The 18,875-nt window shown below is 69.5% G+C and carries 18 protein-coding genes; 12 read left to right on the forward strand and 6 right to left on the reverse strand.

All coding sequences use genetic code 11. The annotated features are described in order from the left end of the window. Positions 1–2 precede the first annotated feature (2 nt). Positions 3–2,804, reverse strand: a complete 2,802-nt coding sequence (locus KL788_RS08430) for an FAD-binding and (Fe-S)-binding domain-containing protein (RefSeq protein ID WP_293170326.1) — start codon at positions 2,802–2,804, stop codon at positions 3–5. A 118-nt stretch (positions 2,805–2,922) separates the two neighbouring features. On the opposite strand from KL788_RS08430, the gene KL788_RS08435 reads away from it, so the two are divergent. The 8 genes from KL788_RS08435 to KL788_RS08470 all read left to right on the forward strand — a co-directional run bounded on the left by KL788_RS08435 (position 2,923) and on the right by KL788_RS08470 (position 10,298). Continuing rightward, a complete protein-coding gene (locus KL788_RS08435) occupies positions 2,923–3,618 on the forward strand; it encodes a GntR family transcriptional regulator (protein WP_293170328.1) in 696 nt (231 codons plus the stop codon). A gap of 6 nt (positions 3,619–3,624) precedes the next feature. Continuing rightward, entirely contained in the window at positions 3,625–4,857 is a 1,233-nt protein-coding gene (locus KL788_RS08440; RefSeq protein ID WP_293170330.1) for an alpha-hydroxy acid oxidase, read from the forward strand. Positions 4,858–4,922: 65 nt separating this feature from the next. Next, positions 4,923–5,345 carry a hypothetical protein gene (locus tag KL788_RS08445; RefSeq protein ID WP_293170332.1) on the forward strand — a complete coding sequence of 141 codons (423 nt, stop codon included), beginning with the start codon at positions 4,923–4,925 and terminating at the stop codon, positions 5,343–5,345. A gap of 86 nt (positions 5,346–5,431) precedes the next feature. Further along, complete coding sequence (locus KL788_RS08450; RefSeq protein WP_293170334.1) at positions 5,432–6,778, forward strand: MFS transporter; 1,347 nt, start codon at positions 5,432–5,434, stop codon at positions 6,776–6,778. Between the two features lie 23 nt (positions 6,779–6,801). Continuing rightward, the gene (locus KL788_RS08455; RefSeq protein WP_293170336.1) at positions 6,802–7,668 is read left to right on the forward strand and encodes an SMP-30/gluconolactonase/LRE family protein; all 867 of its coding nucleotides are present in this window, start codon (positions 6,802–6,804) and stop codon (positions 7,666–7,668) included. Positions 7,669–7,709: 41 nt separating this feature from the next. Beyond that, complete coding sequence (locus KL788_RS08460; RefSeq protein WP_293170338.1) at positions 7,710–8,633, forward strand: LLM class F420-dependent oxidoreductase; 924 nt, start codon at positions 7,710–7,712, stop codon at positions 8,631–8,633. A gap of 16 nt (positions 8,634–8,649) precedes the next feature. Continuing rightward, positions 8,650–9,651: a serine hydrolase domain-containing protein gene (locus KL788_RS08465; protein ID WP_293170340.1), complete on the forward strand. Its 1,002-nt coding sequence runs from the start codon at positions 8,650–8,652 to the stop codon at positions 9,649–9,651. Next, entirely contained in the window at positions 9,648–10,298 is a 651-nt protein-coding gene (locus KL788_RS08470; RefSeq protein ID WP_293170342.1) for an alpha/beta hydrolase, read from the forward strand. The genes KL788_RS08465 and KL788_RS08470 overlap by 4 nt, the downstream gene beginning before the upstream one ends. A gap of 3 nt (positions 10,299–10,301) precedes the next feature. Here the strand turns inward: KL788_RS08470 and KL788_RS08475 are convergent, their stop codons facing one another. The 4 genes from KL788_RS08475 to KL788_RS08490 all read right to left on the reverse strand — a co-directional run bounded on the left by KL788_RS08475 (position 10,302) and on the right by KL788_RS08490 (position 13,774). Continuing rightward, positions 10,302–11,135, reverse strand: a complete 834-nt coding sequence (locus tag KL788_RS08475; RefSeq protein ID WP_293170344.1) for a hypothetical protein — start codon at positions 11,133–11,135, stop codon at positions 10,302–10,304. Positions 11,136–11,280: 145 nt separating this feature from the next. Further along, entirely contained in the window at positions 11,281–12,159 is an 879-nt protein-coding gene (locus KL788_RS08480) for an alpha/beta fold hydrolase (RefSeq protein WP_293170346.1), read from the reverse strand. A 5-nt stretch (positions 12,160–12,164) separates the two neighbouring features. After that, complete coding sequence (locus tag KL788_RS08485) at positions 12,165–12,662, reverse strand: NUDIX hydrolase (RefSeq protein WP_293170348.1); 498 nt, start codon at positions 12,660–12,662, stop codon at positions 12,165–12,167. Continuing rightward, positions 12,659–13,774, reverse strand: coding sequence for an acyl-CoA dehydrogenase family protein (locus KL788_RS08490; protein WP_293170350.1), 1,116 nt, complete (start codon positions 13,772–13,774; stop codon positions 12,659–12,661). Before KL788_RS08490 ends, KL788_RS08485 begins: the two co-directional genes overlap by 4 nt. 177 nt (positions 13,775–13,951) lie before the next feature. Here KL788_RS08490 and KL788_RS08495 point away from each other — a divergent pair, with 177 nt between their 5' ends. Genes KL788_RS08495 through KL788_RS08510 form a run of 4 tightly spaced genes read left to right on the forward strand, consistent with a single transcriptional unit; the run spans position 13,952 to position 17,944 of the window. Then, a complete protein-coding gene (locus KL788_RS08495) occupies positions 13,952–14,692 on the forward strand; it encodes a sugar phosphate isomerase/epimerase family protein (protein WP_293170352.1) in 741 nt (246 codons plus the stop codon). Beyond that, the gene (locus KL788_RS08500) at positions 14,689–15,798 is read left to right on the forward strand and encodes a Gfo/Idh/MocA family protein (RefSeq protein ID WP_293170354.1); all 1,110 of its coding nucleotides are present in this window, start codon (positions 14,689–14,691) and stop codon (positions 15,796–15,798) included. Before KL788_RS08495 ends, KL788_RS08500 begins: the two co-directional genes overlap by 4 nt. Then, positions 15,795–16,883 (forward strand): Gfo/Idh/MocA family protein, encoded by a 1,089-nt coding sequence (locus KL788_RS08505; protein WP_293170356.1) that lies wholly within the window; start codon positions 15,795–15,797, stop codon positions 16,881–16,883. Before KL788_RS08500 ends, KL788_RS08505 begins: the two co-directional genes overlap by 4 nt. A gap of 50 nt (positions 16,884–16,933) precedes the next feature. Further along, positions 16,934–17,944 (forward strand): sugar phosphate isomerase/epimerase family protein, encoded by a 1,011-nt coding sequence (locus KL788_RS08510; protein ID WP_293170358.1) that lies wholly within the window; start codon positions 16,934–16,936, stop codon positions 17,942–17,944. An 18-nt stretch (positions 17,945–17,962) separates the two neighbouring features. Here KL788_RS08510 and KL788_RS08515 read toward each other — a convergent pair whose 3' ends face one another. Next, positions 17,963–18,823 (reverse strand): fumarylacetoacetate hydrolase family protein, encoded by an 861-nt coding sequence (locus KL788_RS08515; protein ID WP_293170360.1) that lies wholly within the window; start codon positions 18,821–18,823, stop codon positions 17,963–17,965. Between the last annotated feature and the right edge of the window lie 52 nt (positions 18,824–18,875).

An 18,875-nucleotide genomic window follows, 5' to 3' on the forward strand; every position in this document is an offset into this window, starting at 1 on the left:
GCTCAGCGCGTCGCGCGTTCGAGCAGCTCGAGCACGTGTTCGTATTCGCGCCCGGTCGCGCGCGTCATGCCGAGCTCGCACGTGCGGTTGGTCGAAGCGTGCGCCTGGGCATCGGCGGCGATCACTTCGGCCGCTTGCTGGGCAGTCGCCGAGGCGGTGAGCTCGGGGTGCAGCATGCCGCGGTCTCCGGCGAATCCGCAGCAACCCCAGGCGTCGGGAACGAAGACCTCGTCGGCCACCGCGGAAGCGATCGCGTGAGCATCCCCATCGATACCGAGCTTGCGCGTCGAACACGTCGGATGCAGCGCGAGCGTCGCGACCCGCTGCCCCACCACGACGCGCGGCAGCACGTGCTCGCGCACGAGCGTCACGGCATCGATGACGCGCACGCCACTGCCGTCGAGCATGCGGTGAAAGCCCTCAGTGCAACTGCTGGCATCGCTCACGACGGGCAGGCGGCCGCCGTCTGTCAGGGTCAGGATGCTCTGCAGCACCTTCTCGCGCATGATGTCGTAGCCCGCGGTGAAGCCTTTCGACGACCACGGGGTGCCGCAGCAGAGACCCTCGATGTTCTCGGGCACCGCGACACTGACGCTCGCGCGCTCGAGCAACGTGACGAGCGCCGTCGTCGCGCCGTCGCCGTCGCCGCCTGCACCGAACATGCTCGAGACGCACGCGGGCAGGTAGACGGCCACCGGGGCGGTGTCGGCAGCGCCGACGGTTCCGCGCAGCGTCTTGCGTTTCGAACCGCCGCCCGGCAACTCGTCTGAATAGCGCGGCACGGTCTCGTGCCCGAGCACCGCCCGAGCTACCGCGGTGACGCCCACGATGGGCGCGGCGGGAAGGGCGTCGGCCACGCTCAACGCGGTCGACCCCATGCGACTCACCGCACCCCAGTGGCGCGAGGCTGCCGACCACCCGGCGGCGAGCACGGGTGATGCGCTCTCGCGCCGAAAACGCTTCATGAGAGAACCCGTGTCGATGGTGACGGGGCACGCTGTCGCGCACATGCCGTCGGCGGCACACGTCTGCACGCCCGCGTACTCATAGGCCTTCGCGAGCTCGGCGGCGAGGGCGACATCACCCTTCTGTTCAGCGGCGACCTCGGCTCGCCGCACGACAATGCGCTGCCGCGGGGTGAGGGTGAGGTCGCGGCTCGGGCACACGGGCTCGCAATAACCGCACTCGACGCAGCGATCGACCTCTTCTTCGACGCTGGGCGAGAGCTTGATGTTGCGAATGTGCGCTTCGGGGTCGTCGTCGATGATGACGCCAGGGTTGAGAATGCCCTCGGGGTCGCACAGGTTCTTGAGCTCGCGCATGACCTCATAGAGCTCGTCGCCGTATTGACGGCGCACGAATGGCGCCATGGCACGACCCGTGCCGTGCTCGGCCTTCAAGTTGCCGCCGTGCCCGAGCACGAGCGAGACGAGATCGTCGGTGAAGGCCAGATAGCGCCCGATCGCCTCGACTCCTTCGAAACGGTCGGTGAGCATGAAGTGGATGTTGCCGTCTTTCGCGTGCCCGAAGATCACGCTGTCGGTGTAGCCGTAGCGATCGAACAGCTCTTGCAGGCTGCGGCACGTGTCGGCGAGCGCCTCGACGGGCACAGCGATGTCTTCGAGCAGCGCCGTCGTACCGGAAGGCCGGGCACCCGCAACCGAGGCATAGAGCCCTTTGCGAAAAGACCACGCCCTGGCTCGCCGCTGCGGGTCGGCACTCAGCTCGAGGGGCGCGCGCAGAGCCTCACCACCGAGTGCCGCGGTGCCTCGCGCGACACGCTCGGCAAGTTCGTGAGCATCCCGCCCCTGATACTCGATGAGCAAAGCGGCCTCGTCGCCCACCTCGAAGCCGAGAATCTCGGCGGGAGCGTCGGCAAGGGTTTGGCCGACGCGAATCGAGGTCGCGTCCATGAGCTCGAGAGTGGCCGCGCCCGTGGCCACCAGCGCGGGCAGGGCCGAGGTGGCGGCGTGCAGGTTCGGAAACACTGCGATTCCCGTCGCGAGCAGCGTGCGCACCTCCACCGTGCGGAAGGTCGCTTCGGCGACGAAGCCGAGAGTGCCCTCCGAGCCGATGAGAAGGTGAACGAGCACGTCGAGCGGTGACTCGTGGTCGAGAAAGCTGTTGATGCCGTAACCCATGGTGTTCTTGAGGGCGAAGTGCCGCTCAATGGTCTGCACCGAGTCGGGGTTTTCGCGCACCCGACGCTGCAAGGCGACGAGGCCGTCAACGAGGGCCGGCTCGCGCTCACGCAAATGCGCTTCGGCATCGGGGTGCGCCGAGTCGATGACGGTGCCCGAGGGCAGCACGATGATGACCGACTCGAGGGTGCGATAGGTGTTCTCTGCGATGCCGCACGCCATGCCGCTCGAGTTGTTCGCGATCACGCCGCCGATCGTGCACGCCACCTCGCTCGCGGGGTCGGGGCCCAAGCGATAGCCGAGACGGGCGAGCCGGGCGTTCACCTGCCGCACGGTGGCGCCGGGTTGCGCGCGCACTCGGCGGCCGTCGTCCAGCACCTCGATGCCGCGAAAGCGTTGACGAACGTCGATCATGACGCTGTCGCCCGAGGCCTGGCCAGACAGGCTGGTTCCCCCCGAGCGGAACGTCACGTGCCGACCGCTCTCGGCGGCAGCGCGAAGAATCGCGCCAACTTCGGCCGCATCGGCGGCGACGATGACCACTTCGGGAGTGTGCAGATAGTGCGAGGCATCACTCGCGTAGGCGACACGGTCGATGGCACCCGTGCGCACGCGAGAGGGATCGGCTACGGCACCGAGCAACCCGGTGAGGGGCATCGTCATGTCTCCTTCGATCTGCGTCGACAACTCTGTCGCACTGAACGGCCGACGAGACCACCCAGTTTCTCGAGAGTAGCGGCAACGGTGTGCACTTGTATAACAATCTGCTACTGTCGCCTCCATGAGCAGTGAGGCCCTCGCCGTGACGCGCGTGCCCGATGCGGTGTACGAGGCGCTGCGCGAGAGCATCCTGAACCAGAGCGAAGCGCCCGGCGCCGCCGTCACCGAGCAGGCCATCGCCGACCGATTCGGGGTCGCGCGCCCGACCGCGAAGGTCGCGCTCGAACGGCTCGTTGCCGACGGGCTGCTGCGGCGCACCGCCCACAAGACCGCGCGCGTGCCCGAGCTGACGCGCGACGACATCGTCGACCTCTACGCCAACCGGGCCATCGTCGAAGAAGCCGCGCTGCGCACGCTCGCGGCCGACGGCGTCGTTCCCCTCGCGGCCATCGCGGCGCAGCGGATGCTCGCCGACGCCGCGCGAGACGCCTCGAGCTCGGCCGCTACGACTCCGTTGGCCCGGGCCGACATCGCCTTTCACCGGGCCCTCGTCGAGGCGCAGCGCTCCCCTCGGCTCGCGCGCCTGCACGCGCTGCTCATGGGTGAGATCGAACTTTGCACAGGCCAGGTGCAGGCGCATCGGCTGCTCGCGCTCGACGACGTCGTTGCCCAACACCAGGGCATTCTCGACGCCGTCACCGCGGGCGACCCCGAGCTCGCGGGCAGCCTCACCCGTGCCCATATAGAAGGAGCGCGCGACCGACTGCTCGCGCGCTACGACTCTCAACACACCGCCCAGGCCCACGAGAAGGATTAGCCCACAATGGTGAAACGCCGCTTTCCGCGCCCGAGCGAGCTCGCGCCGCTCATGCGCTTCAAGAAGCCGACCCTCAACGCGAAGAAGCGCCGCCTGCAGGGCGCGCTCACCATTCACGACCTGCGAGCGATCGCGCAGCGTCGCACGCCGAAGGCGCCGTTCGACTACACCGAGGGTGCCGCCGAGGCCGAGCTGAGCCTCGGGCGCGCGCGCCAGGCGTTCGACGACATCGAGTTTCACCCCGCGATCTTGCGCGACGTGAGCCAGGTCGACACCGGGTGGGAAGTTCTCGGCAAGCGAGTCGAACTGCCTTTCGGCATTGCGCCCACCGGGTTTACGCGCATGATGCACACCGAGGGCGAGGTGGCGGGGGCATCCGCGGCGGCCGCGGCGGGCATCCCGTTCTCGCTGTCGACCATGGGAACGACGAGCATCGAGGATGTTCGCGCAGCGGCGCCCGACGGCCGCAACTGGTTTCAGCTCTACATGTGGAAAGACCGCGAGCGCTCGATGCAGCTTGTGGAGCGTGCGGCCGCCGCGGGCTTCGACACGCTGCTCGTCACCGTCGACGTGCCGGTCGCCGGGGCGCGGCTGCGCGACAAACGCAACGGCTTCTCGATTCCGCCGGCGCTCACGATGGGTACGATCGTCAACGCGATCCCCCGCCCGTGGTGGTGGTGGGACTTCTTGACCACCGAGCCCCTCGCCTTCGCGAGCCTCTCGAGCTGGAACGGCACCGTCGGCGAACTGCTCGACGCCATGTTCGACCCCACGGTCACGTACGACGACCTGAAGTGGATCAAAGAGCAGTGGCCCGGCAAGCTCGTCGTCAAGGGCGTGCAGACGGTCGACGACGCGAAGCGGCTCACCGCCCTGGGCGTCGATGGCATCACGCTCTCGAACCACGGCGGTCGCCAGCTCGACCGCGCGCCCATTCCGTTCCACTTGCTGCCCGAGGTGGTGCGCGAGGTCGGCCGTGACACCGAGGTGCACCTCGACACCGGCATCATGTCGGGCGCCGACATCGTGGCGTCGGTTGCCCTCGGCGCCCGCTTCACGCTCATCGGCCGCGCCTACCTCTACGGCCTCATGGCTGGTGGGCGTGACGGTGTCAACCGTACGATTCAGATTCTGGGCGAGCAGGTCGCCCGCACGATGCGCCTGCTGGGCGTGAGTTCGCTCGATGAGCTCGAGCCCGGCCACGTGACGCAGCTGCAGCGGCTGGTGCCGCGCGGCTGACCGAGCCGGGCCCCGTCGCGAGGCTGTGGTGGTCCTCGCGGCGGGGCTCTTCTAGACTCGCCCCCATGGAACGCACCGGTGCCGACGTCGACGTCTTTGTTGCGGGGCTTCCGGATGCCCGCCGCGACGACCTAGTCGCGCTCGACGCACTCATCCGCCGCCATCTGAGCTCGCGCGAGCGCGAGCTCTGGGAAGGAGTGTTCTGGGGCGGCACCGAGCAGCAGATCATCGGCTACGCGCGCATCGAGCAGCCGAGGCCCAAGGGCCCCGCGGTCGAGTGGTTTCTCATCGGGCTCGCGCTGCAGCAGAAGCACGTGAGCCTCTACGTCAATGCCGCGGTCGACGGCGCCTACCTCACGAAGAAGTACGACGGTCGGCTCGGCAAGGCCAAGGTGGGTGCCGCGGCCGTGACGATCGCCGACCTCGGCTCTGTCGACCTCGTCGAGCTCGAGGCGATGATCGCCGAGGCCTTCGCGACGCTCGACTGACCGGCTGAGCGACTCGCGATCAGGCGTAGGCTTGAGGCCTGCCGGCGGCGTGCGCCGAGCATCCGTTCGTCTGCAATGAAGGCACTGTGCCCAGCCCCACCGCGTCAGCGTTTCCGCCCACCGAGCCCATACCGGTGCACCGCGGAACCCCGAGCCTGCGCGACTCTTTCTCATCGTTGCAGGTGCGCAACTACCGGCGCTTTCAGGCCTCGCAACTGCTCGCGCACACGGCGGGGTGGATGCAGCGCATCGCCACAGACTGGCTCGTGCTCGAGATCACCGGCAACATCGCGGCCGTCGGCCTGACGATCTTCTTGCAGTGGGGGCCGATGCTACTGCTGGGGCCCTACGGCGGCGTCATCGCCGACCGGTTCTCGAAGCGCAAGCTGCTCATGGGCGTGTACACGGTGTTCGGCGTGCTCAGCGCCCTACTGGCGACGCTCGCCCTCACCGGGGTCGTCGAGCTGTGGCACGTCTACGCGATCTCAGTCGTCATTGGTTGTGTGTTCGTCGTCGAGAGCCCCGCGCGCGTCGTGCTCGTGAGCGAGATGGTCGAGCCGCGGCTGCTGCAGAACGCCATCAGCCTCAACGCATCGGTTTTCCACTTCGGCGGATTCATCGGGCCCGCCGTCGCCGGCGTCATCATCGCCGTGGCCGGCTCGGGCTGGGCGATCGGCGTCAACGCGCTCGCGGCCCTCGTGGTCGTCATCACCCTGGCCACTCTGCGCAGCGACGAGCTGCGCATCATCCCCGTGCAGCCGCGGCAGAGCGGGCAGATCCGACAGGCGCTGCGCTACGCCCGCTCGAAGCCGACCATCTTCTGGCCGATGATCATGCTCTCGTTCGTCGCCGTGTTCGGTATGTCACTGCCCGTGATCCTCACGGGCATGGCGAACGAGGTCTACGAGACGGGGTCGACGGGCTACGGCCTGTACACCTCGCTCGTGGCGATCGGGGCGCTCACGGGAGCACTCCTGTCAACCCGCCTCCGCACGCTGCGTCTGAGGACGCTGATCGCCGCGGCCTTGATTTACGGAACCCTTCAGGCCATCGCCGGCTTCGCCCCCTGGTACGGGGTGTTTCTCGCCCTGCTCGTCGGCATCGGCATCTTTCGACTCGTCTACGCGATCATGGCCGACTCGCTCGTGCAGCTCAGCTGCAACCCGGGCATTCGCGGCCGCGTCATGTCGTTCTACGTGATCATCATGGTCGGCGGGCAGGCCATCGGCGGGCCGCTCATGGGCGGGCTCGCTGAACTGCTCGGGCCGCAGGCGGCTCTCGTCATCTCGGGCGCGGTGCCCGCGCTCGCCGCCGTCGTCATCGCGGCGCTCATCGCCCGCTCGGGCTCGCTGCGCCTGCAGGTGCGGCTCAAGCGGGGCGAGTCGATCGTGTCGATCGTCGCGCGGTCGCAGATCAAGCCGACCGAGCTGTAGCAGTGTCTCGCTACAGTCGGATCATGGTCACGACGACAGCAGCAGAGCAACTCTGCGCCCCGCTCGCGGAGCACGGAGAAGGACCCGTATGGAGTGCCGAGACGTCGCGGCTTCAGTTCGTCGACATGCTCGCGGGGAGCATCGTCACCATCGATGCGGGGGGTGCGCTCGTCGACCGGCGAACCGTCGGAACAGTCGCCGCTGCGTTCAGGCCGCGAGGCGACGGCGGCCTGGTCATCGCCGTTGAGCGCGGGTTCGCGATGCTTTCGCCCGACGGCGAGCTCACCACGTTTGCCGAGATCTGGACCGACCCCACCGTGCGCATGAACGACGGTGCGTGCGACACTCAGGGCCGCTTCTTGTGCGGAACGATGGCTTATGACGCCGCGGCCGGTCGCGGCGCCTTGCACCGTCTCGAGCTCGACGGCTCGACCACGACGGTGCTCGAAGGCCTCACGATCTCGAACGGTCTCGCCTTCAGTCCCGACGGCGCGAGCGCTGTGTTCGTCGACTCGCCAACCCAGCAGGTGCGGCGGTACCGGCTGCCCGACGACGACGGGCCCTGGCATGACTTCGACGTCATCGTCGAGATCGACCCGGCCGTCGGAACCCCGGACGGACTGTGCATCGATTCCGAGGGCGGCATCTGGGTCGCGCTGTGGGGCGGGTCTGCGGTGCACCGCTACACCGCCGACGGCACCCTCACCGACATCGTGACTGTGCCCGTTCGTCACGTCACCGCCTGCACCCTGGGTGGTGACGACGGACGCACGCTCTTCATCACGACCTCAGCACGGGGCGTCGACCGCGTCGAGCAGCCCGACGCCGGCGCCGTCTTCTCGGCCCGAGTCGCCGTCACGGGCGCGCCCGTGCTGCCGAGCGCCCTCTGACCGCGCCGCCCGAGCCTGTCGAGCATCGTAGGCTCGAACCCATGCAGTACTGCATCTTCACCGAGCCCCAGCAGGGCGCCAGCTACGACACGATCGTCGCCCACGCGCAGCGCGCCGAGGCCCTCGGGTTTCACGCCTGGTTCCGCAGTGACCACTACCTGATCATGGGCGAGGGCGACGGCCTGCCTGGCCCGACCGACGCCTGGACGACCCTCGCTGGCCTCGCCCGCGAGACGAGCACGATTCGCCTCGGCACGCTCGTCAGCTCGGCCACGCACCGGCACCCGGGCATCCTCGCCGTGCAGGTCGCGCAGGTCGACCAGATGTCGGGCGGGCGCATCGAGTTCGGCCTCGGCACCGGCTGGTACGCGCGTGAGCACGAAGCCTTCGGCATCCCCTTTCCTGACAAGCGGTTCGGGATGCTCGAGGAGCAGCTCGCCATCGTGACGGGCTACTGGGCAACGCCCGACGGCGCCACCTTCTCGTTCGAGGGCGACCACTACACGCTTGTCGACGTGCCCGCGCTGCCGAAGATCGCGCAAGACCGCATGCCCGTCATCGTCGGCGGCGGCGGACCGCGCAAGACGCCCCAGCTCGCGGCGCGGTACGCGACCGAGTTCAACATCGGGTTCCGCACGCTCGAAGGCTTCGCCGAGGTGCTCGCCAACGTGCGGGCAGTCTGCGAAGAAGAGGAGCGCGACCCGGCGACCCTCAGCATGTCGGTCGCCTGGCCCACCGTCGTCGGCCGCGACTCCGCCGAGATCGCGCGGCGCTGCGCTGCGGTCGGCATCGACCCCGAATCGGATCACAGCGAGCGCCTCGTCGGCACCCCTTCTGAGGTCATCGACCGGCTCGGCGCACTGACCGAGCTCGGCGTCGACCGCGTCTACCTGCAGACGGTCGACATGACCGATCTCGAGCACCTAGACCTCATCGCGGCCGACGTGCTGCCGCACCTGAACTGACCTGAGCGGAGCATCCGTGACCGATTTCACCCCTGCCCTCGACTGGACCCGACGCCACGTCGACGCCGGCCGCCTGCCCGTCGCCGTGCTTGGCATCGCCGACGCGAGCGGTGTGCTGCACCTCGAGGCCTTCGGCTCAGATGGCGACCGCACCGCGCACGTCGACGACCGCTTCGCCCTCTACTCGGTCACGAAGCCGCTCGTCGCCCTGACGGCGATGCGCGCCGTCGAGCGCGGTCTGCTCACGACCGAGACTCCGCTGCGGGATGCTCTCCCTGAGTTCGCGCACCCGCAGGTCACTCTTGCGCACCTCATGAGCCACACCTCCGGCATCGCCGATCTCACGCTCGAAGGCACCCCGCCGATCGCCTCGCACGGCAACGCCTCGACTCTGCGCGAGGCTATCGAGCGCGCGCCCCTCGAGTTCGTGACGGGCACCGCGCGTCGGTACAACAACCTGGCGTGGCAGGGCGTCGCGGCTCTCGTCGAGCACGCCACGGGCCGGGCCTTCGAAGCGGAGTTCGCCGATCTCGCGGCGGCCGTCGGTGCCGAGGGCCTGTCGTTCGACACCGAGGGCGTGCACACCGTTCACGGCGGCGAGCGCTACGGCCACACCCCCGCCAAACTGCTGCCGCTGCGTCACCCCGCCGCGGGTGCGGCCGCCCGCGCGAGCGACCTGCTCGCTATGGGCACCTCGCTGCTCGCGGGTGACGGCGCGGCCATCGCGCCGACGACGCTTGAGGCGATGCTGCGGCCCCGCACGAGCGGGCTCTACGTCATCGACGCCGACCCCCGCAAGGCGCTCGAAGACTTCGGGCTGGGGTTCAATCTGCCGCGCCGCCCGACCCTGCTCGACCACAGCGTCTTCGGCCACGAAGGCTGGTGCCGATCGCAGTTCTGGGTGTCGCGCGCCTCGGGACGGTGCGCCGTGCTGCTGACCAACCGTCTTGACGCGAGCGAGCCCGACGTGGGCGTGCAGTTCGACGGGCTGCTCAACGCCGTCTTCTCGGCCTCATGAGCGCGCGACCGCACATCGTCGTGCTGCCCGGCGGCGGCTACGGCCACCTCGCTCAGCACGAGGGCGAGCCCGTCGCCGAGTGGCTGCGGTCGCTCGGTCTCGACGCGAGCGTGCACGCGTATCCGGTGAAGACTCGACACCCCGGCCCGATCGACTCGGTGCGGATGCGCGTCACCGAACTGCGCGCCAGCGGGGTCGAGCGGGTCGGCATTCTGGGGTTCTCGGCCGGGGGTCACCTCGCCGGGCACGCGGCGGCGCTCGGCCTCGTCGACGCGGCGGTGCTGTGCTACCCCGTCGTCTCGATGCTCACCCCCACTCACGGCGGCTCGCGTCGTGAACTGCTCGGGCGCTGGGCGACGCCGTGGGCGCGGGCCGCGACCTCGGTCGAGAAGCTCGTCACGCCGAGCATGCCCCCGACCTTCGTCTGGCACACGACGGAAGACAACGCAGTGCCGCTCGAGCATCCGTACCGGCTCGGCGAGGCCCTCGCCCGCCACGGCGTGCCGCACGCGCTGCACGTCTACCCGCGCGGGCGCCACGGGCTCGGCATGGTGACGGGCATCGAGGGCGGCGAGCACGCCGGCATCGCGGCGAACTGGACCCGCGACTGCGCGGAGTGGCTGCGCGAGCTCGGCTGGGTCGACTGAGACTCAGCGCGACGCGCGGCGAGCATCCACCGCTCTGATCACGATGACGGATGCCCACACAACGCTGACCGCGATGACGCACGCGACCCACAGCGGGGTGAGACCCGCCTCGGCGGTGCTGAGTCCGACTCCGATGAGCGCGTAGGTGACGGTCGCGGCGTAGACAATCGATCCGCGCGAGACGACGACAAACGCGACGGCCACGCCCGCTGCGGCTGCAAGCACGAGCAGTTGCCACGTGACGCCCCAGGCCGATTCGACCGGAGCGCCAGTGCCTTGCGCGACGGTTGCGATCTGCAGGAAGGCGGCCATCGAGGTCCAGCCCGAATAGAGCCCGAGCATGACCAGCAGCAGGCCGCGCTCGAACGGTTTCCAGCTCGCGATCTCGGCGCGCGCCGCCACGACGCGACGCCAGGCAACGACGTGAGCCGTGATGATGACAGCGAACACGGCAAGCCCGAGCGGGTTCTCTTGCCCGAGACTCGCCGCGGCGAGCCACAGCCCGAAGCAGAGATAGACGACCGCCATGGGCAGGGCGATGCGATCGCGCACGCCGATCGTGTCGGTGAGGGTCGAGGGGCGCACTTGGGCGAGCGACCAAGCGATGCTCACGATGATGATCACGCCCCAGATGGCGAACCAGGCTCCCGGGGGAATCAGCGGCGAGAACTCCGCACCTGACTGCATGTCTCGGGGCGACAGCCAGTCGAAGACGAGCGACGAGATCGGCTGGCCGATGGCGAGCACCACCACGAGGATGCGCAGCCATCGGCGACGACCTGCAGATGCAGGGGTGGTCTCGGTCGGGCGGGCGGGGGATGCGGCGTGAGCGCTCATCGAAGTCTCCTCTGTTCCGTTTCCACGCTAGGCGCTTCGCCGAATCGGCACACCGGGTTGACATGATGCCTGTGCATCCGTGCACGAGTGGGGTGGACCCCACCGCCCCGCGATCACCGTCTCGTCTGCGATCGTGATGCTCGACTCAGGACACTGGGCGACTGCCGTATTTCTGTACGCGAACGGAGAGCCAGCGCAGCGCTGCCTCGGCGCCGTGCTCGTCGGCGTCGAGCGACGAGATGTGGCTCTCGCCCTCGACCTGCCAGTGCTCGGCGCCGTCGAGGTGAGCGGCGAGCCACGCCGAGTGACTCGGCGGCACGACGTGGTCGTCGGCACCGTGCGCGAGAAGCACGGGCGCGATGATCGCCTCGAGGTCGACGCCCCATGGCGTGACGTAGGCGAGGTCGTCGGCGATGAGCGCCTCGATGCCCGACGCCACTCCAGCAGCAGCAGCAACCTCGCCGAGCCAACTCCACGGGCCCGTCAAGGCCTTCCAGTCGCGCGCGGTGAAGTCGATCGGCGCGTCGGCGCTTTCCTGCTCGTGCAGCCGCTTGCCCTCGAGACCGTTGACGGCGGCCCGCAGCGATGCGGTGCTCGTCGGGCCCATACCGGCGAACCAGTCAAGGCCCTCGGCGTCGAACGGGGCAAGCCCGCCGAGGGTCACGACCGCCGAGACGCGCTCCGGGTACGCCGCGGCGCAGCCGAGAGCATGCGGTCCTCCACCGGAGTGCCCGACGACGGCGAAGCGGTCGAGCCCGAGAGAATCGGCGAGCGCCGCAGCGTCGGCAGCAACGGTGGCAATCGTGCGCCCCTCGTGCGCCGTCGAGCCGCCGTAGCCTGGCCGGTCGAACGAGACCCAGCGCAGGCCGAGCTCATCGGCCAGCGCGAGCAGCGGCTTCGGCGGGGCACCCGTGTTCGGGGTGCCGTGGTGCCACATGACGGGCGCGCCCTCACTGCCGCTGTCGTAGCCGTGCAGGGTGCGCCCATCGGGCAGCGTCAGGTCGAACTCGTGCATGTCAGGCATGCCGCTCATTTCCAAGTCGGGTCGATCGCCGGGCCGGGTAGCGCGAGCCCCACGAACGCAAGCCCCTCATCGACGAGCTCGACGCGCTCGAGGCGTGCGATCTCGTCAAGCGTGAACCAGCCGACGTCATCCGTAGAGCCGTCTTGCTCGACCGCGAGCTCACCGCCGATGATCGTGCAGCGGTAGACGATGCGCAGGCCCTGCAGATCGTGACCGGGCCCGGTCAACCGGTCGGCACCCGAGATCAGAATCGATCCGACGCCGAGTATCGCGTCGACGCGCACGTCGTAGCCGGTCTCTTCGCGCACCTCGCGCACGACCGTGGCCTCCGGATGCTCGCCAGGCTCCATGCCGCCCCCGGGCAAGGTCCACCCTCCGTGCGCGCCGTCCTGCCAGTGCGAGAGCAGCACGCCACGCTCGTCGTGCACGATCGCATAGGCGCCGACGCGCAGGTCGATCTGTCCCGATAGCTCGTCGGTGGGAAGGTCGGTCGGCTCGCTCATGGCAGCGGCCCCAGCAGGTCGGCAGCGACAGTCGCGTGCACGGCCTCGGTGTCGCTCGGGTGGTAGATGCCGGCGAGCACGTCGCGCTGCAGGCGACTCAGCTCGGCGGTCGCGCGATAGGCACCCCCACCGGCGATGCGCATGGCCTGGTCGACCACGTGCCGCGCGGTCTCAACGCTGCGGTGCTTGAGCCCCGCCAGGTCGCGGAACCACCGCATCCCCCGATCGACACCCTGATCGCGATCGCGCGCGACGGCCTGCAGTTGCGGAGCCAGCGCGTCGAGGGCGAGCGCAGCATCCGCGATGCGCCAGCGAATGTCGGGGTCGTACGCCTGGGGCGCTCCCCCGGCCCGCAGACTGGTGCGCCGCTGAGCGCTCTCGACGGCGAGCTCGAGTGCGCGGTCGGCGATGCCGGCATAGACGCTCGCGATGAGGGTGTGAAAGTTGGCGGCGATCGCGAGCGTGTAGGCATCACCGCTAGGGCCGACGGGCAGGATGCGCGCAACCCGAGCGTCGGCGACAACAGCACCATCGAGCGCCGTGGTGTGGCTCTGGGTCGCGCGCATGCCGAGGGTGTTCCAGTCGGGGGTGATGCTCACCCCCGTAGCTTCGCGCGTGAGAAAGCCGTGCACGATCGTCGGCTCTGCGCCGTCGGCCGGGTTGTGCCGCCCGAGCACCCCGAGCCGCGTCCAGGCGGGCGAGAGCGTCGTGAAGATCTTCGTGCCGGTGAAGGCCCAACCGCTATCGACCCGGTCGACGCGGGTCAGCGAGTCGCTCATGACCCGATCGTTGCCAGCCTCGCTGATCGCGAAGGCGAAGAGCTCTCCGCGCTCGGCGTCGTCGAGCACCCACTGCAGAGAGTCGTCGCCCGCGGCGGCCAAGTCGCGCGCGACGCCCATCCAGACGAGGTGCATGGTCAGGCCCAGCGCAGTGGCAGGAGCGTGCGCGGCGAGCAGGCGCTGGTCGGCGGATGCCCGCTCGAGCCCGCGCGCGCCCAGATAGCCTGCCGCGCGCAACTCGTCGAGGTCTTCGTCGAAGAAGCTGTTCGCCTCGTCGTAGCCCGGGGCGCGTTCGCGCACGCGCGCGAGCAGCTCGGGGGTCAGCACGCTCATGACCCCACGCTACTCGCGCGCCCCTGTGTCAGCACCGCGATCAGTACGATGACGGTGCGGGTCTCGCGGCCGATTCGTCGGCAGCCAGAGCCCGCGCCACCACCACTGCCCCGGGGCTCTCTTAGATCATATGATTGAGGTTCGGGCGCTACGCCCCGAACGATCTCGGAGGAACCGATGACGCGACCCCCCATGTCTGTGCAGCTCTACACGGTGCGCGACCACCTCGAGGCCGACGCGGCCGGCACGATCGAAGCGCTCGCCGCGATGGGCTTCACCGCCGTTGAGCCCTTCGGCCTGCCCGACCTGCCGACCGCGGTGCGCGAGGCCCTCGCCGCGCACGGCCTCGCGACGCCGACAGCGCACGGGTCGATTCTCGCCCGCACGGCCGAGACGATCACGGCCGCGGCTGAGCTCGGGGTGCAGACGATCATCGAGCCCTACCAAGACCCCGCGCGCTTCGCCGACCGCGAGTCGATCGCCGCGGTCGCGGCCGAGCTCACCGCTGCCGCCGAGGCCGCCGCCGTGCACGGCATCGTCGTGGGGTACCACAACCACGGCTTCGAACTCAGCAGTGCGGTCGACGGTGTGCCCGCCCTGCTCGTGCTCGCCGAGCTCACCGACCCCCGCGTCGTCTTCGAACTCGACGCCTACTGGGCCGCGGTCGGCGGAGTCGATCCGGTCGAGATCGCGAAGACTCTCGGCGACCGACTGATCGCCCTTCACGTGAAAGACGGCGACCCCGCCGGCACGATCGAGCAGCAGGTGCCGGCCGGGCTTGGCTCAGTGCCGCTCGCGGAGGTGCTCGTTGCAGCACCGCACGCACGCCCCGTTGTCGAGTTCGACATCATCCCCGGCGAGGGCCTCGACGCCATCGCCGCCTCGGCCCGCTGGGTCACCGAGCAGGTCAGCGCATGAGCGGGCCCGTCGGCGTCGGCATCATCGGCGCAGGAGTCATCAGCACGCAGTACCTCGACAACCTCACGAAGGCCGGCGACGTCGCCGTGCGCATGATCGCCGACCTCGACGTCGAGCGCGCTCGCGCGCGTGCTGACGAGTACGACCTCTCGGGCGCCGGCACGGTCGACGAGCTGCTCGCGCGCGACGACATCGAGATCGTGCTCAACCTCACCATCCCCGCCGCGCACGCGCCTGTCGCCACGGCCTGCGTCGAGGCCGGCAAGCACGTCTGGACCGAGAAGCCCTTCGCCCTCGACCGCGACGAAGGCGGTCGCCTGCTCGCCCTCGCGAACGAGAAAGGCCTGCGCGTCGCCTGCGCTCCCGACACCGTTCTCGGCCCTGGCGTGCAGACCGCGCGGCGACTGCTCGAGCAGGGCGCGATCGGCGAGCCGGTGAGCGCCCTCACGATGTTTCAGGTCTCGGGGCCCGAGGCCTGGCACCCGAGCCCCGAGTTTCTCTACGCCCGCGGCGGCGGCCCCCTCTTCGACATGGGTCCCTACTACCTGACGACGCTCGTGCAGCTTCTGGGCGCCTTCACCCGTGTGGATGCTCGCGGCACCCGCGCGCGCACCGAGCGCGTCATCGGCTCGGGCCCCAAGGCAGGCACGCGCTTCCCCGTCGAAGTTCCGACCAACGTCGCCGCTCTCTACGAGACCGCCGCCGGGCACGTCGCCCAGAGCACCTTCAGCTTCGAGTCGCCCCGACCGCGCGTCGGCGTCGTCGAGATCACGGGCACCGAGGGCACCCTCGTGCTGCCCGACCCGAACGGATTCGACGGCGAGATTCAGATCTGGCGGGCGGGCATGATGCCCGATGATGAGCCCGAACGGCACGACGCGACGGGGCACGGCATGACGCGCGGCCTCGGGGTGATCGAGCTCGCGCGGGCCATCCGCGCCGGCGTGCCCGAGCGCGCCAGCGGCGAGCTCGCCCTGCACGTGCTCGACATCATGCAGAGCACCGAAGAGTCAGCCGCCTCGGGCCAGCCGATCACCCTCACCACCTCGGCCACGACCGCGCCCGCGATGCCCGACGACCTTGACCCGTGGAAGGCGACGCTGTGAGTTCGATCGCCGCGGCCCTCATCGGTGGAGGGTTCATGGGCGAGGTACACACCCGGGCCCTGCGGGCAGCGGGCGTGCCGATCGTGGGTGTCGCGTCATCGTCGGCGGCGAGCGCCGAGCGGGCCGCTGAGCGTCTTCGGCTCGACCGTGCCTACGCGAACGTCGACGAACTGCTCGCTGACGACGCCGTGACGCTTGTGCACGTACTCACCCCCAACGACACGCACGCGCCGCTGACGACCGCCGCCCTTGCGGCCGGCAAGCACGTGGTGTGCGAGAAGCCCCTGGCGACCTCAAGCGACGATGCCCGCGCGCTCGTCGAGCAGGCCGCCTCGACCGACCGCATCACCTCAGTGCCCTTCGTCTACCGATTCCACCCCATGGTGCGCGAGGCTCGAGGTCGCATCGCTCGCGGCGAGACCGGTCGACTGCTCTCGGTGCAGGGCGCTTACCTGCAGGACTGGCTGCTCGCCGCCGACGACGACAACTGGCGCGTCGACGCCGCCTCGGGCGGGGCATCGCGGGCCTTCGCCGACATCGGCAGCCACCTGTGCGACCTGCTCGAGTTCATCGCGGGCGAGCGCATCGCACGCCTCACCTCCCGCACCCGCACCGTGCACGCCGAGCGCGGCGGCCACCCCGTGTCGACCGAAGACCTCGTGGGCGTGCTCGCCGAGCTCGAGGGCGGCGCGGTCGTCAGCCTGCTCGTCTCGCAAGTGGCTCCCGGTCGCAAGAACGGTCTCGTGCTCGAGCTGCACGGCGAGGCTGAGAGCCTGCGCTTCGTGCAAGAGCGTCCCGAAGAACTCTGGATCGGCCGGCGCCGCGAGAGCCTGCTGCAGCTGCGCAACCCCGACGAGTTGCAGGGTGACGCTGCGCGGTTGAGCGTGCTGCCGGGAGGGCATCCGCTGGGGTATCAGGACGCGTTCACGGCGTTCGTCACCGACACGGTGCGCTCGATTGAGCAGGGCACCGCGGTGGATGGCCTCCCGGTGTTCACCGACGGACTCCGCGCCGCACAGCTGACCGAGGCCGTGCTCGACTCGGCGGCCCGCGACAGCTGGGTCGACCTGCCCGCACTCACCTGAGGAACACCCGTCTCGAACAGTGCCGTTCAGACCTGACGCAAGGAGCACCGATGAGCACGCATCCCGTCACCCTGTTCACCGGCCAGTGGGCCGACCTGACCCTCGAAGAAGTGGCCGAGCTCGCCGCAGGCTGGGGCTATGACGGCCTCGAGATCGCGGCCTCGGGCGAGCACCTCGACGTGCAGCGCATCGTCGAAGACGACGCCTACCTCGCCGAGCGTCTCGACATTCTGAAGCGCCACAACTTGAAGCTCTACGCGATCTCGCACCACCTCGCGGGGCAGGCCGTGTGCGACGACCCCATCGACTTTCGACACCAGGCGATTCTCTCGAGCCGGGTGTGGGGCGATGGCGACGCCGAGGGCGTGCGTCAGCGCGCCGCGACCGAGCTGCAGTATGCCGCGCGCGCCGCCCGGCGGCTCGGTGTCGACACGGTCGTCGGCTTCACAGGCTCGAGCATCTGGCAGTACGTCGCGATGTTCCCGCCCGTGCCCGCCGAGCGCATCGACGAGGGGTACGCCGACTTCGCCCGCCGCTGGAACCCGATTCTCGACGTCTTCGACAGCGAGGGCGTGCGGTTCGCCCATGAGGTGCACCCCGGCGAGATCGCCTATGACTATTGGACAAGCGTGCGCGCCCTCGAGGCGATCGACCATCGCGAGGCCTTCGGCTTCAACTGGGACCCCTCGCACATGATGTGGCAGAACATCGACCCCGTGGGTTTCATCGTCGACTTCGCCGACCGCATCTATCACGTCGACTGCAAAGACACGCGCCTGCGCCCGCAGAACGGCCGTGCCGGCGTCATGGGCTCGCACCTGGCGTGGGGTGACCCGAAGCGCGGCTGGGACTTCGTCTCGACGGGGCACGGTGACGTGCCGTGGGAAGACTCGTTCCGCGCGCTCAAGGCGATCGGCTACTCGGGTCCGATCTCGATTGAGTGGGAAGACGCGGGCATGAGCCGCTTGCACGGCGCCGCCGAGGCGGTTGAGTTCGTGCGCTCGCTGCTGTGGGATCTGCCCGAGCAGTCGTTCGACGCGGCCTTCTCGAGCCAGAACTGAAGCCGCTCGAGAGCGGCGTCAGCGCGGCGGCGCGACCGTCTGCCGCTGCTCGCCGAGCCCGTCGATGCCGAGCGTCATGACGTCGCCCACCTGCAGATAGGTCGGCGGCGTCATGCCGAGGCCCACGCCGGGCGGCGTGCCCGTGTTGATGAGGTCGCCCGGCTCGAGCACGAGGAACTGGCTCAGGTAGTGCACGATCACGAACGGGTCGAAGATCATCGTGGAGGTCGAGCCCGTCTGCCGACGTTGGCCGTTGACGTCGAGCCACATGCCCAGTGCCATCACGTCGTCGAGCTCGTCGGGCGTCGCGAGCCATGGCCCGGCGGGGTTGAAGGTCTCGGCCGACTTGCCCTTCGACCACTGGCCGCCGCGCTCGATCTGGAACGCCCGCTCGCTCACGTCGTTCACCACCACGTAGCCGGCGATGTGCTCGCGCGCCTGCTCAGGTGAGTCGAGGTAGCTCGTGCGCGCGCCGATCACGATGCCGAGCTCGACCTCCCAGTCGAGCTTCGTCGCCCCGCGCGGCATGATGACGTCGTCGTGCGGCCCGACGAGAGTGTTGGGGCTCTTCGTGAACAGGATCGGCTCGTCAGGTACGGGCATGCCCGACTCGGCCGCGTGGTCGCTGTAGTTCAAGCCGATGCAGAGAATCTGGTGCGGCCGGGCGATCGGCGCGCCGATGCGTTCACCCGCAAACGGATGCACACTGCCGGCCGCGATGCGCTCAGCGACGACCTGCTCGAGGCGGAGCATCCCGCCGCCACCGAAGAAGGCCTCATCGAAATCGGGCACGACATCGCTGACATCGACGTACGAGGTCTCGTCGACGCGTACGACGGGCTTCTCGTGGCCCGCGGGGCCGAGGCGCATGAGTTTCATCGAGTTGCCTTCCATTCCGAAGTTGTGGAAGCGACGCGCGGAACTGCCGGCG

This window comes from Microcella sp., assembly GCF_019739195.1.
In the GTDB taxonomy this organism is placed as follows: Bacteria; Actinomycetota; Actinomycetes; order Actinomycetales; family Microbacteriaceae; genus Microcella.

Bases quoted from the DNA above. Each gene is read 5' to 3' on its own strand.
- KL788_RS08430 (WP_293170326.1), bottom strand. From the start codon at position 2,804: ATGACGATGCCCCTCACCGGGTTGCTCGGTGCCGTAGCCGATCCCTCT.
- KL788_RS08435 (WP_293170328.1), top strand. From the start codon at position 2,923: ATGAGCAGTGAGGCCCTCGCCGTGACGCGCGTGCCCGATGCGGTGTAC.
- KL788_RS08440 (WP_293170330.1), top strand. From the start codon at position 3,625: ATGGTGAAACGCCGCTTTCCGCGCCCGAGCGAGCTCGCGCCGCTCATG.
- KL788_RS08445 (WP_293170332.1), top strand. From the start codon at position 4,923: ATGGAACGCACCGGTGCCGACGTCGACGTCTTTGTTGCGGGGCTTCCG.
- KL788_RS08455 (WP_293170336.1), top strand. From the start codon at position 6,802: ATGGTCACGACGACAGCAGCAGAGCAACTCTGCGCCCCGCTCGCGGAG.
- KL788_RS08460 (WP_293170338.1), top strand. From the start codon at position 7,710: ATGCAGTACTGCATCTTCACCGAGCCCCAGCAGGGCGCCAGCTACGAC.
- KL788_RS08470 (WP_293170342.1), top strand. From the start codon at position 9,648: ATGAGCGCGCGACCGCACATCGTCGTGCTGCCCGGCGGCGGCTACGGC.
- KL788_RS08475 (WP_293170344.1), bottom strand. From the start codon at position 11,135: ATGAGCGCTCACGCCGCATCCCCCGCCCGCCCGACCGAGACCACCCCT.
- KL788_RS08480 (WP_293170346.1), bottom strand. From the start codon at position 12,159: ATGCCTGACATGCACGAGTTCGACCTGACGCTGCCCGATGGGCGCACC.
- KL788_RS08485 (WP_293170348.1), bottom strand. From the start codon at position 12,662: ATGAGCGAGCCGACCGACCTTCCCACCGACGAGCTATCGGGACAGATC.
- KL788_RS08490 (WP_293170350.1), bottom strand. From the start codon at position 13,774: ATGAGCGTGCTGACCCCCGAGCTGCTCGCGCGCGTGCGCGAACGCGCC.
- KL788_RS08495 (WP_293170352.1), top strand. From the start codon at position 13,952: ATGACGCGACCCCCCATGTCTGTGCAGCTCTACACGGTGCGCGACCAC.
- KL788_RS08500 (WP_293170354.1), top strand. From the start codon at position 14,689: ATGAGCGGGCCCGTCGGCGTCGGCATCATCGGCGCAGGAGTCATCAGC.
- KL788_RS08510 (WP_293170358.1), top strand. From the start codon at position 16,934: ATGAGCACGCATCCCGTCACCCTGTTCACCGGCCAGTGGGCCGACCTG.
- KL788_RS08515 (WP_293170360.1), bottom strand. From the start codon at position 18,823: ATGAAACTCATGCGCCTCGGCCCCGCGGGCCACGAGAAGCCCGTCGTA.